Raw genomic sequence first — 13879 nt, forward strand, 5'->3', positions numbered from 1 at the left:
TAAAAAAGAGCAAAGCTTATTCACTTTACTCTTAATAGCAGTGTGGTTAAAAAAGGTCTTCAAACCACTTTTTAACCGAACCAATAACCACCATGGTTTTTAATTTAAATAACGCCATACTGTCGCCAGATTCAAGTGCTTCTTCGCCGCAGCGAGGATCTGAGCGTTGCAGCGCACCCGTCATGCTGTGATCGATTGGAATGGGTTCACAACCATGATTTGATTCACAGATAAAGTCCCACTTATCGCGAGCAGGTAAATGACAAGTAAAACAATTGCCGCCAAAACGGTTATTGACATCAACAAAGCCGCGATTAACTATTTTTGAGCCGTCCTCACTGACTTCTAACTCAAAAAATTCCCAATCACCTGTGACAGGAGATGAACCCGCCTTGCCTTTTACCATCACTTCTGTTGGTACCAACTGTACTACTGAGCCTGGAGGATATTTTGCTCCCTCAGGGGCATTGGCTACTGCCAATGTTGCGTCAAGATCACCAAGTATGTTGTCCACATAAAAATGCCTTACTGGTGTCATATCGCGGATACAGCTAAAGCTGTTTTCATCAATATCAATAGCAGCTTTAGCTGCATCTAATTCAATACCCACCTCTGCTAAATCATTAGCTTGTAACGTTACTGAGCCTGCTAAAAATAGCATAATAGAAACTGACAGTTGGCTTATGGGCAGTTTTTTAAATTTCATATATTTGTTCCTGTATTTCTTGTTATTTTTCAGATGGGTCACACTAAGAAACTAAGCTTTGTCATTAATGAATATCTATAATGATTGCTAAATCATGGCAGCGGAAAACAGATCAGGTCATTATGCCCCTGATCTGCTATTAAAGTATTGAAACTTAGAACGTTAAATTCAAATGCAATCTTACTACTAGGTTATTGACTAAGAACGAAGCTCTTTTCTAAGTACTTTACCGACATTACTTTTAGGTAATTCATCTAAGAAGGTCACTTCTTTAGGGCGCTTATAATTAGTCAGTAATTCAGTGCAGTGCTCATATACCGCGGCTTCGTCTAAATCAGGATCTTTTCTAACCACAAACACTTTGACCATTTCTCCAGTTGCATCACTTGGCGCTGCAACAGCAGCGGCTTCTAATATGCCTTCATGGCTAACGAGTACTTCTTCAATTTCGTTAGGGAAAACGTTAAAGCCGGAGACAATAATCATGTCCTTTTTACGGTCAACAATGGTAAAAAAGCCATTTTCATCCATGGTGGCAATATCGCCGGTTGCTAACCAGCCATTGATAAGGATTTCATCAGTAGCATCTTGGCGATTATGATAACCCTTCATCACTTGTGGGCCTTTAACCCACATTTCACCGGGATCACCATTGGCAACGTCTTCACCATCGGCGCCTACTAAGCGGATATCCGTTGACGAGGCTGGCACGCCAATGGAACCGTTATAACTTTGTTGGTTATATGGGCTCATGGTGACTAATGGGGCGCATTCTGTTAATCCATAACCTTCTAATAAGCGAGTCTTAGTTACTTTTTCCCACAGTTCTGCGACGGGCCGTTGGACTGACATACCGCCACCAAAGCCCATTTTAAGAGAACTAAAATCTAGTTTGTCAAAACCTGGGGTATGTAATAAGCCATTGAATAAGGTATTCACCCCTGTAATAGCAGTAAAAGGATATTTAGCTAACTCTTTAACAAAGCCGTCCATATCACGTGGATTGGTGATTAGAATATTTTTACCACCAAAAGGCATAAAGGCTAGGCAGTTCGATGTAAGTGCAAAGATATGATAAAGCGGCAAAGCCGTAATCATGATTTCTTTACCTATTTCATAAACATTCTTAGTTACAGCTTTAGATTGCTCTATATTTGCCACCATATTACGGTGGGTTAACATAGCCCCTTTTGATGGGCCTGTCGTGCCGCCGGTGTATTGTAAAAAAGCTAAATCAGCACCGACAATTTCAACTGGAGTAAAAGATAATTTACTGCCTAAAGCTAAGGCTTTATTAAATTTTATTGCTTGAGGTAAGTTATATTCTGGGACTTGTTTTTTTACATGTCTTAGCGCGGTATTAATTAAAGCACCTTTAATTGTTCCTAAGCGGTCACCTACAGCAGTGATAATCACTTGTTCTACAGCGGTCTTATCAATAACGGCTTGTAGTACATTGGCAAAGTTTTCGAGAATGAGAATAGCTTTGGCGCCAGAATCCTTGAGTTGATGCTCAAGTTCCCGAGGAGTATAAAGCGGGTTAACATTGACGACAGTAAGCCCAGCTATCAGCGCACCAAACAGGGCTATGGGATATTGCAATAAATTAGGGATCATAATGGCAAATTTATCACCTTTTACTAGCCCTAGCTCTTGTTGTAGATAGGCCGCAAAATCAGTAGCCTGTTGCTCAAGTTCTGCATAGCTAATAGCAACATCCATATTAACGAAGGCGGTGTTGTCTTTATATAACTTGGTATATTTAAAAAACAACTCAGCTAATGAACTGTATTTATCTGGATCAATCTCAAATTCAACCCCAGGTGGATAACTTTTTTCAAGCCAAATCTTTTCCATAATACTTGCCTCTTATTTATTATTGTTAAACCTTAAAGCACTTCAAACAAGCCCGCTGCACCTTGTCCGCCACCAATACACATACTTATGACTACGTATTTAACCCCACGACGCTTACCTTCAATTAATGCATGCATTACCATTCGAGTGCCACTCATACCATACGGGTGGCCGATAGAAATTGCACCACCATTAACGTTTAACCGATCTTCTGGAATATTTAAGTATTCTGCGCAATACAACACTTGAACAGCAAAAGCTTCGTTTATTTCCCACAAACCGATGTCATCCATGGTTAAGCCGTGACGCTCGAGTAATTTAGGAATGGCATAAATAGGACCAATACCCATTTCATCGGGTTCACAGCCTGTCACCACTGAACCGCGATAAACCCCTAATGGTTCAAGACCTCGCTCTTTGGCGAGTTCACGCTCCATAACAACCACTGCAGCAGCGCCATCTGATAACTGTGATGCGTTACCGCCAGTTATGGAGCCATTGTCTTTAACGACTTTTAAACCCGATAAACCCGCTAAATTGGTTGATGGACGATTGCCTTCATCTTTAGTTAAGGTTACCTGTTGCGGTGTAACCCCTCCTGTTTCTTTATCCATGACTAATTTAGTGCAAGTTACTGGCACTATCTCATCATCAAACTTTCCAGCCGCTTGCGCTGCTGCAGTACGTTGTTGTGATAATAAAGCGTAGTGGTCTTGTTGTTCTCTAGAAATGTTATAACGCTTTGCGACTACTTCAGCAGTATCAAGCATCGGCATATAAATGGCGGGTCGATAAGCTTTTACGTTTGGATCAACTACCCTGTAGCTATTTATTTTATCGTTTTGCACTAAACTCAGTGATTCACAGCCCCCTGCGACAACGATTTGCGAACCATCACAGACAATTTGGTTGGCCGCGATTGAAATCGACATTAAGCCTGAAGAACATTGACGATCAATTGTCATTCCGGGAACTGAAACGGGTAAATTAGCCGCCATGGCAACCTGACGGCCAAAATTCATTCCTTGATTGCCCTGAGTTAACACCACGCCAAAGATGCAGTCATCAATATCACTTGGCTCAATTCCAGCTCGTTCTATGGCGGCGATGACCGTAGCAGCTGCTAAAGTCGGCGCAGAAAGATCGTTAAAAGCGCCCCGATAAGCTTTGCCTATCGGTGAACGTGCAGCTGAAACTATGACGGCTTCTCTCATAAATCCCCTCTCTTATTTTAATTATTTTAGTTTTTATATTGTTAGGTTCGGTATAAAGCAAACAAAACTGAGTCGCTAAATTTATTATGATTGTATGTAAAATTATTAGTTTAAGAATTAGTGCTGAGATTGCATAAACGCCATTGCTTTCATAACAAATTTCTCACCTTGCTTGGCGCCTGACGTGAGTTCTGTTTGGCTTTCTTGCGCCGTTAACTTATCCCAATGAGCACGGACTTGTTCTGGGGTTTGTGAAGATTGAGGTAAAAAGCACCCGTCCGTTTCAAAGATGCTTGCGCTAGAATACCCGCCAGCTCCGGCACATAAAATGAATCGATTAGGCGCTTCATCATCACATAAGGTTAGCATCCCAGCAGTTACCGCCTCAGGTGCGAATGCTTTTACAATTTCTTCTGGCATTAAATCTTCCGTCATTCGTGTACCTGCAGTAGGCGCTAACGCATTAATTCGAATGTTATTTTTAGCGCCTTCAAGTACTAAGGTATTCATCAAACCTAACACCGCCATTTTCGCCGCACCATAATTTGACTGGCCAAAGTTACCGTACATGCCACTTGAGGATGTGGTCATCACAATACGGCCATAATTTTGCTGTTTCATGATTTCCCAAACCGCTTTAGTGCAGTTCACTGATCCCATAACGTGGACATCCATCACTAACTTGAAGTCATCTAGGGGCATTTTAGAAAATGATTTATCGCGTAAGATACCAGCATTGTTGATAAGAATATCAACCCGCCCCCACTTCGCCATGGCCTGCTGCACCATGTCTTCCACTTCGTTAAAATTAGCCACATTAGCACCATGACTTATGGCTTCTCCGCCCATAGTCTCAATCAATCTAACCACTTCTTGAGAGGCTGCACTTGAAGAGCCGCTGCCATCTCGAGCACCGCCTAAATCGTTAACCACCACTTTAGCGCCTCTTTTAGCTAACTCTAATGCGTGAGAACGCCCTAAACCATTTCCAGCGCCAGTAACTATTGCCACTTTTCCGTCAAAACTCATCGTCATAATGATTTCCTAATTGTTATATTTCTTTCTTGTTATTGTGGTTCCAGAAAAGTCTTTATTTAACCATTTGTACTGAAATCCATTGAGCAACCAGCGCTGGTGTATCACAGCCTTCTATTTCTATTGTTACTTCGGTAGATAATCTAAATTGTCCTGGTTTTTTCTCTTCAATAGATAAGGTTTTTGCAAAAGCACGAACACGACTGTTAACCGTTACAGGTTGTAAAAATCGCACTTTATCGAAACCGGCATTTAAGCCCATATAAAAACCATCGATGATGACGCTGAAGTCTTCGGCAAAATGAGACAACATAGACAAAGATAAAAAACCGTGAGCAATGGTGCTGCCGAAGGCGGTCGATTTGGCTTTTTGTTCATCTACATGGATAAATTGATGATCGAGCGTGCAATCTGCAAATTGGTTTATTTGCTCTTGAGTAATGGTATGCCAATCAGTAGCCTCAGCTTGAAAGCCGATATACTTTCCAATGTCTTCTCTATTAATTACTGTTGGCATTATGTTGTCATTCCCTTGTCACATTTAATTAATGAATAAAAATTAAGCATTAACTCATGCTAATGTGAGCAACAAGATTAAACAAATGAATAGTTTTGATACCTTCACATTCCCGTAGCGAATAGTAGATGTGGAAGTTAAAAAGATAAATTGAATGAAAATTTACCCTGATAATAAAAAAGCATGACTGATAAAATCAATCATGCTTTTGAGGGGGTTATAAATTAATTTATAAGTTAAGCTTCAAAATCACCAGATACACAATACAACCTTTAAAACCAATCAGGTTGCATATCAAAACTTGTACTGTCAGAGGTTAACAAAATGGTTGACCAGTGCTCAATTTTCGGTAGTTCAAATCGATAAAAATATTGCTGAGCCTGAAGCTTACCTTGATAAAAGTTTTCATCTGCTTGATGCGGCTTTTTACTGAGTGCTTCTGTGGCTACTATCGCTTGTTTTAACCATAGCCATGCAATAATAATGTGGCCAAACAATTCCAGATATTTAACTGAGTTGGCTAATGCTAAGTCTATATTTTCAGTCGACATTGCCGTTAATACTGAGTCAGTAGTAATTTTTAATAACCTTACTGCATCACTTAACTGACTCGAAAACACTTTTAAATTTGGGTGTTTTTTTGCTACAGCAATGGTTTTAGTTATTTCGTCCAATGTTGCTATATAACCCTGCATCTTGTTCATAGGCACTTTGCGGGTCATTAAATCTAATGATTGAATGCCTGTTGTGCCTTCGTGTATCGGATTAAGACGGTTATCACGATAGAACATTTCCACAGGATGCTCATTAATATAACCATGGCCTCCCATTACCTGAATCGCATAGGAGTTGGCTTTAGGCCCATATTCAGATGGCCAGGTTTTAATGATGGGGGTTAAAAAGTCTAATAGCGTGTGAGCATATTGTCGTTGCTCTATGGTTGGCGCTGTTTTCTCGTCATCACTTAATTGGGTGCCGTATAACACTAATGATAAAGCACCTTCTGCAATGGCCTTTTGCGCTAATAGCATACGTTTTACATCTGCATGCTCAATAATATTGACCATAGGGGATAACGGGTCTTTACAAGAAGGTAAACGACCTTGTGGACGGTTTTTGGCATAATCAACTGAGTACTGATAACCGGCGACAGCAAGTACAGCGCCACTCATGCCGACCATGATGCGGGCTTCATTCATCATGTGAAACATGTATTTCAAACCGCAATGTTCTTCACCCACCAAGTAACCTATTGAACCATTTTTTTCACCAAAACTCAGCGCCGTTGAGGTTTGCGCCCGGCCGCCCATTTTATGAAATAATCCTGCCAATGCCACTTCATTATCGTTACCGATTGTGCCGTCTTCATTTAATAAAAATTTAGGGACGACAAAAAGTGAAATACCTTTTACCCCTTGCGGTGCGCCACGGAGACGGGCAAGCACCAAATGGACGATATTTTCACTGAGATCGTGATCACCGCCCGAAATAAATATTTTATTACCCGTTATGCGATAACTGCCATCTTCAGCTTTAATCGCTTTGGTGGTTAAATCCCCTAAACCAGAGCCACTTCCCGGTTCAGTCATCGCCATGGTACCCATGAAGCGACCTTCACGCATTGGTTTAACCCAGGTTTCAATCAGTTCATCACTGCCGTGGGCTTCAAGTAAATTGGCGTTTGCCGTTGTTAGCATGTTGTAACCCATACCTACGCCCCCAGCCACACTAAGATAAGCGCCAGCTGCACTGGCGACAATTGGCGGCAGTTGCATTCCACCGACATCGTAATCTGCGGTGGCTGCAGCAATACCTGATTCATTGACGGCATCAATAGCAGGTTTTAATTCAGGTATGAGATGCACTTTAGTGCCATCAAATGTCGGTTGATGTGTATCTAACTTTTGGCGAATGGGAAGAAAATGCTTCTCTGCAATGGCTTTAGCGGTATTAACGACTTCATTAAATGTTTGTCGATCATGATCTTGGTAACGCTCACGAGTAATCAAAGCCTCACTATCAAACAGTTCATAAAGCATAAATTCAAGATCGCGTTGATTCATTAAACTAGCTGGCATAATTTGTTCTCTTTATTGGTCAAAAACTCGCTGTAAATCCTGTAAAACAGTGATTCCCTAAGCGTGACTAACTCACTCTGGCTAAAAGTTGCCTTTTAAAGGGCTGATACTCCGCCATCTACTGCGATACATTGGCCTGTCATATAGGTATTTGCTGGCGATAGCATCATCAACATCACCGCGACTATTTCTTTGGGCTCACCGAGGCGTTTCATAGGTGCGCCGCGGCTCATTTTTTGTTGCTGCTCAGCATCTGCAAAATTGGTGACCATAGGGGTTAGCGTAAAGAATGGGCAAATTGCATTAACCCGTATATTGGCGCGGCCATATTCAACCGCAGCGGTTTTGGTTAAGCCAATAACCGCATGTTTTGCCATTGAATAAGCACTGCCTAATGCCGCGCCGCCAATACCCGCCATAGAACTGACATTAAGAATGACCCCTTCTCCTTGGGTCAGCATTTGTTGTATTTGATGACGCATGCCAAATTGCACACCTTTAACGTTTACCGCAAATTGGCTATCCATAATAGATTCATCTATCTGATGAAACGGCATAAACTCATGGGCAACCCCGGCGTTATTGACTCCAATATCTACACGACCAAATACCTCCATGGCAGTGTCTACCATTAATTTACACTGGTCATTTTTTGAAACATCGCATTTCATGGCTAGAATTTCTGCGCCTGTTGCCGCAATATCATATGCCACTTTATGAACACCTGCTTCATTGATATCGCTGATCACTAGTTTAGCGCCACGATTTGCTAGTTCTTGGGCAAGTAGTTGTCCAAAACCTTGTGCCGCCCCGGTTATGATGGCGACTTTACCGCTAAAATCTAATAATGGATCCATGAGATAACTCCTGTAATTCGTGGTTTATTTGGTTATAGCAGTGAAAGCTGCAAGTTATTTTTGGGCGATTACTTGTAGGGCCATTTTTGCTAACGGTTCGACAAATGCGCCGACTTTATTAGCATTTTCGTTTGATGCATTGCCTTGGGATGCGCGTTTAGCAACGCCTTGAGCAATAGCGGCTAACCTGAAGAAACTAAATGCGAGATAAAACACCCAATTTTCAATACGCTCGATACCCATTCGTTGGCAATATCGGGCTACATATTCCTCTTCGGTAGGGATACCTAAACTAGTACGATCGACACCTTTCAATCCGTCGATGCTACCCATACCTGCAGGCATTCTTAGTTGCATACATTGATAAGCTAAATCAGCATACGGGTGGCCTAACGTTGATAATTCCCAATCCAGCAGTGCAATGACCTTGGCTGAGTCTTTGGCAAACATCATATTGTCTAGGCGAAAATCGCCATGGACTAGACAGCTTCGACCGTCATCATTAGGTAAATTCGCTTCTAGCCATTGGCTTAGATCATTCATCGCTTTAATGGGGGTAATTTCAGTCTGGCGATATTGAGAAGTCCAACGGGCTAATTGACGCTCAAAATAGTTACCTGCTTTACCATAATCACTTAACCCTACCTGCTCGACATCAACACTATGCAGCGCTACCAATACTTTGTTCATTTCATCATACATTGCTGTACGTTGCTCATTCGTGGCTATGTCAGATAAAGATGCACTCCAATACACAGTGCCATCGCAATACTCCATCACATAGAACATCGAGCCGATGATGTTTGGGTCCTCACATAAGTGATATACCTTTGCGACTGGCACCTTAGTATCTTGCAATGCTTTGATTACTTTATATTCGCGATCCACAGCATGGGCTGACTTTAGCAACTTGCCAGGTGGTTGCCTGCGCAGCACATAGTTACCTGTTGCCGCTTGCAATTTAAACGTCGGGTTAGACTGGCCACCGGCAAACTTTTCAAGCGTAATGGGACCCTTAAAACCCGCAATATGGCGCTCTAGATACTGAGTTAATTGTTTAAGGTCTATTAAATTATCGTCTAACATTGGCAACTCTCTTTTAGACCACTTAGGGTCAATAGTTAACTTAATTTAGTGTCGCGAATCAAAACCACTTCACCCTTTTGATTACAGTCAGGTGATGCCAGATGTTAATTCGCTACCTTCTTAACTAAGTCACGTCCCAGTTGCATCATATGCACCTGATCGGGTCCATCAGCTAAACGTAAGGTTCGTTGCCCAGCCCAAGCATGAGCTAAAAATGTATCTTGGCTAACACCCACAGCCCCATGGCATTGGATTGCACGGTCGATGACATCAAGGGACATATTCGGGGCAACAATTTTAATCATGGCGATTAAATCTTTAGCGGCTTTATTGCCTTCGGTGTCCATTTTTTGGGCTGCTTTTAACGTCATCAATCGCGCTTGTTCAATCTGACAGGCTGACTTTGCAATATCTTCACGTACCGATTGTTGTTTTATCATCGGCTGACCAAACACAATGCGTTCACTGACACGTTTACACATTAAATCTAAAGCCCGCTGGGCGATGCCAACTGAGCGCATGCAATGATGTATCCGCCCAGGGCCTAAGCGACCTTGAGCGATTTCAAAACCTTTGCCCTCACCAACAATAATGTTTGCAACAGGTACACGGACATTGTCAAACATGACTTCAGCGTGGCCTTCTGGCGAGTCATCAAAACCAAATACCTTCATCGGCCTGACTAAAGTCACACCAGGGGTATCCATTGGTACCAGCACCTGTGACTGCTGTACGTAGCGATTGCTATTTGTTGGATCCGTTTTACCCATCACAATCATAATTTCACATTGCTTGCGGCATGCGCCACTGATATAGAATTTACGGCCATTAATGACATATTCATTACCGTCACGTTCTATACGTAATTCAATATTGGTCGCATCACTTGAAGCGACTTCTGGCTCTGTCATCGCAAAAGCTGAACGAATTTTGCCTTCCAGTAATGGTTCTAACCATTGTTTCTTTTGGGCTTCGTTACCGTAACGAGCTAATACTTCCATATTGCCAGTGTCAGGTGCAGCGCAGTTAAATACTTCAGGCGCCCACATGACTCGGCCCATTAACTCTGCCAGCGGTGCATATTCAAGGTTGGTTAACCCTGCACTATATTTGCCATAGGTAACCGGTAAAAATAAATTCCATAAGCCTTCCGCTTTTGCGATTGCCTTGAGCTCTTCCATTAAAGGAGGGGTTGACCAAGGTTCAAGTTCAACTTGTTTATGCATTGCTGCTTCGTTAGGAAAAATATGTAAATCCATAAATTTGCTGACACGTTTCATTAGCTGCTGAACTTTAGGACTGTATTCAAAATCCATTTTATTCCCCTTTCAATCTGAACATCATTTTTTGCATTACAAACAGTGCAGTACGCAGGTCATGTCGTCAGTTAACAATCAACTAAGCGACATCAGTGATTTTTTGTTAAATGGTTTAATCTCGGCTATCGCATTGGACTTAATCTTATTTACCCACTGCGGATCAACGAGTAAAGCGCGGCCAATACCCACTAAGTCAAACTCATCGTTATTTAAACGGATCAGTAATTCATCAATACCCGTTGGGTTAGATGTGCCAGAAAGATCGGCGTTACCTTCACCGATAAAGTCAGCATCTAAACCAACATTACCCACTGTAATAACGGGTTTATTGGTAAGCTTTTTAGTCCAGCCCGCTAAATTAAGATCTGAACCTTTAAACTCAGCAACCCAAAAGCGTCGGGTACTTGCGTGGAATATATCGACACCGGCATTGCTGAGTAAACATAAGAAAGTTTCTAATTCCTCAGGGGTTTGGCAAAGCTTGGCGCTATAATCTTGTTGTTTCCACTGAGAAAATCGGAAAATAATTGTAAAGTCTGCACCTACAGCTGCACGTATGGCTTTGACAATCTCAACACCGAAACGAGTGCGATTTTCAAGTGAGCCACCATATTTATCATGGCGTTGGTTGGTGCCTTCCCAGAAAAACTGATCAACTAAGTAACCATGTGCCCCATGCACTTCGATAGCATCAAATCCAATATTTTTCGCATCCAATGCTGCTTGGGCAAATGAAGCAACAACGTCATCAATATCGGCCTGAGTCATAGCGACACCATTTTCTGCGCCAGGTTTGTATAAACCAGACGGACTATGGGCAGGCGCTTCTTTATCTGGACCTATGCCTAATTTTCTGACAGACCCCACATGCCAAAGCTGAGGGGCAATTTTTCCGCCAGCGGCGTGTACTTCATCTACCACATGCTTCCAGCCTGCAAGGGCCTTCTCTCCATAAATCGCGGGCACGTTTTCATAACCGTTAGCCGCTTTATGGGAAATAAAGGTACCTTCGGTAATAATTAAACCTACATCACCTTCTGCGCGGCGACGATAGTAAGCCGCAACATCTGCAGTAGGCACATAGTTTGGCGAAAAGGCACGTGTCATTGGTGCCATCACGGTTTTATTTTTTAATGACAAACTTTTGCTGCTGAAAGATTCAAATAGTTTATCGATACTATTATTGGTGTTATTCGGAGTGCTGTTGTTAGAAATAGTGCTGTTGCTTGAAATAGTGCTGTTTTGACTGCTCATAATTTTTTTCCTAACACGGGTTTTTATTGGTTATTGTTTTTAGTTATTTGATGCGAATTGACTGCTATTAATAACGGCTTTTGCCATAATCTCGTTAATTAACCGATTAAATAGCCACCATCCACATTAATCGCGGTGCCTGTGGTATAGCTAGAAGCTTTAGAGACGAGATACAATACTGTGCCGGCCATTTCGTCTGGCTGCGCCACACGTTTCATTGGCACGTGATGCATCATTTGTTTGAGGATTTTAGGGTTGTCGACTAATGCCGAGGCAAATTTAGTATCTGTGCCGCCAGGTAGTAACGCATTAACTCGAATATTAAACTGAGCACATTCTTTGGCAAAAGCGTGCGTCATTGAAATTACCGCAGCTTTGGTTATCGAATATATACCTTGATAATCACCCGGGATAACGCCATTAACGGATGCCACATTGACAATAGATCCACCGCCACTTTGCTTCATCAATTTAGCGCCTTGGGTAGACATAAAGAAATAGCCACGAATGTTAACGTCGACAGTTTTTTGAAAGGCACTTAAATCAGTATCCATAATGTGGCCGAAATATGGATTAGCGGCGGCATTGTTCACTAAAATATCTAACTTGCCATGCTTTTGTGTAATAGCGGCAAACAGCGAGTCTATTTGTTCCATCTCACCAATATGACATGCAATTGCCTCTGCACTGCCGCCAGCGATAACAATGTCATCGACCACTTTATTACACGCATCAAGTTTTCGACTTGAAACGATAACATGCGCGCCGTACTGGCCTAAAAGTTTCGCAATACTTTCACCAATACCACGACTCGCGCCAGTGACTAATGCTACTTTCCCTGTTAAATCAAATAAGTTGATCTCTGCCATGCTTAATCCCTATCTATTTTTAAGTTGTTTTATGCGGCGTTATCTAAAGGTTACCCAGTCTTCTCCTGCTTGCTCTAAATGACTATAATTATTTAAATAATCGATACTTAGCATCTGTTCTGAAAATAATAATTTAGTAACACTGGTATTTCTAACCTGCTGATTTATCATCAATAATTCTTTATTGGTTAATTTAAGGATATGTTGAATGATGACTGAAATTGTTCCGCCGGAAGTAAATACCAATATATCTTTTGATTTTTTTGCATTGTCATCATTAGCACTAAGCTGGTGTTTAGTGGCCAACTCTTGATCGATTATATTTTGTAGCGCACGGATGCAGCGTAACTTGAACTGCGGCCAGCTTTCTTTATATTCGTCATGTTTATCACTGAACATCCAGCGTTCTAACGCCAGTGCAAATTCTTTTTGAAAGGTTTTATTGGGGTGCTGCAATTTATTGATATCTTCACTCATCTTGGGGAAGTTTTGCCATTGAGGGTGGTGTTTTTTTAAAATATCAACATGGTCAAATTCATTAAAGCCTGAGTGAATAATCATCGGTACTGTGCTGGTTTGATAACCTTTATTAAATCCAGATAATGTTTGCCCATGGCGTAACAGATCGCCACAATAAAACTTACTTGGCTGGGCTCTTGCGCGCCAATATTCACCAAGAAGCTGTGCTTGTTGTTCACCTTTTTTTGACAGCTGATCGTAATCAGCACTTCCAAAAGAAGCTTGCCCATGTCTTATCAAATATATTGCAGCCATATAAATACTCAGTGTGATATTGGGTTTTAAGCAGCGAAACAAAAAACGTTTATTGATGCTTCAATTTGTTTATAGCTTTTAATTACCACCTGCACGTTTATTGACTAACAACTGCTGGTGGTTTAGTTACCTTTGTAATCGGGCTGTTTAAAATCGACTTGACTATGCTAAGGTTGCAACCTAGATTAAACAAATGAATAGTTCTTATACCCTACTATTTATATTTTAAATAGTTAGGCTGATAAATTTTGACCAGCGTAGGTTGAATTTTTTTGATTAAAGTTAGCAGTGTAGATTTTTAGCAAGGATGCAA

12 protein-coding genes are annotated in these 13879 nt (G+C 41.6%); all 12 read right to left on the reverse strand.

Translation table 11 applies throughout. The annotated features are described in order from the left end of the window. Positions 1 to 46: 46 nt before the first annotated feature. On the reverse strand, positions 47 to 706 hold the full coding sequence (locus AB4140_RS15330) for a hypothetical protein (protein ID WP_241905016.1): 660 nt from the start codon (positions 704 to 706) through the stop codon (positions 47 to 49). A 198-nt stretch (positions 707 to 904) separates the two neighbouring features. Then, positions 905 to 2563: an AMP-binding protein gene (locus AB4140_RS15335; protein WP_372001588.1), complete on the reverse strand. Its 1659-nt coding sequence runs from the start codon at positions 2561 to 2563 to the stop codon at positions 905 to 907. A gap of 32 nt (positions 2564 to 2595) precedes the next feature. Further along, positions 2596 to 3777, reverse strand: a complete 1182-nt coding sequence (locus AB4140_RS15340; RefSeq protein WP_372001590.1) for an acetyl-CoA C-acyltransferase — start codon at positions 3775 to 3777, stop codon at positions 2596 to 2598. Between the two features lie 117 nt (positions 3778 to 3894). Continuing rightward, positions 3895 to 4812: an SDR family NAD(P)-dependent oxidoreductase gene (locus tag AB4140_RS15345; protein WP_372001592.1), complete on the reverse strand. Its 918-nt coding sequence runs from the start codon at positions 4810 to 4812 to the stop codon at positions 3895 to 3897. Positions 4813 to 4867: 55 nt separating this feature from the next. Next, entirely contained in the window at positions 4868 to 5329 is a 462-nt protein-coding gene (locus AB4140_RS15350; protein WP_102532136.1) for a MaoC family dehydratase, read from the reverse strand. A 272-nt stretch (positions 5330 to 5601) separates the two neighbouring features. Beyond that, complete coding sequence (locus AB4140_RS15355; protein WP_303446554.1) at positions 5602 to 7407, reverse strand: acyl-CoA dehydrogenase; 1806 nt, start codon at positions 7405 to 7407, stop codon at positions 5602 to 5604. Between the two features lie 95 nt (positions 7408 to 7502). Next, the gene (locus AB4140_RS15360) at positions 7503 to 8264 is read right to left on the reverse strand and encodes an SDR family NAD(P)-dependent oxidoreductase (protein ID WP_372001596.1); all 762 of its coding nucleotides are present in this window, start codon (positions 8262 to 8264) and stop codon (positions 7503 to 7505) included. A 54-nt stretch (positions 8265 to 8318) separates the two neighbouring features. Continuing rightward, positions 8319 to 9350, reverse strand: a complete 1032-nt coding sequence (locus AB4140_RS15365) for a phosphotransferase family protein (protein WP_102439461.1) — start codon at positions 9348 to 9350, stop codon at positions 8319 to 8321. A 104-nt stretch (positions 9351 to 9454) separates the two neighbouring features. Beyond that, entirely contained in the window at positions 9455 to 10666 is a 1212-nt protein-coding gene (locus tag AB4140_RS15370; RefSeq protein WP_102439462.1) for an acyl-CoA dehydrogenase family protein, read from the reverse strand. A 78-nt stretch (positions 10667 to 10744) separates the two neighbouring features. After that, positions 10745 to 11923 carry an NADH:flavin oxidoreductase gene (locus AB4140_RS15375; protein WP_372001599.1) on the reverse strand — a complete coding sequence of 393 codons (1179 nt, stop codon included), beginning with the start codon at positions 11921 to 11923 and terminating at the stop codon, positions 10745 to 10747. Between the two features lie 98 nt (positions 11924 to 12021). Beyond that, entirely contained in the window at positions 12022 to 12792 is a 771-nt protein-coding gene (locus AB4140_RS15380; protein WP_372001601.1) for an SDR family oxidoreductase, read from the reverse strand. 39 nt (positions 12793 to 12831) lie between these two features. Next, positions 12832 to 13566, reverse strand: a complete 735-nt coding sequence (locus tag AB4140_RS15385; protein WP_372001603.1) for a histidine phosphatase family protein — start codon at positions 13564 to 13566, stop codon at positions 12832 to 12834. Positions 13567 to 13879: the final 313 nt, after the last annotated feature.

This window comes from Shewanella sp. 10N.286.51.B2 (genome assembly GCF_041469265.1).
In the GTDB taxonomy this organism is placed as follows: Bacteria; Pseudomonadota; Gammaproteobacteria; order Enterobacterales; family Shewanellaceae; genus Shewanella.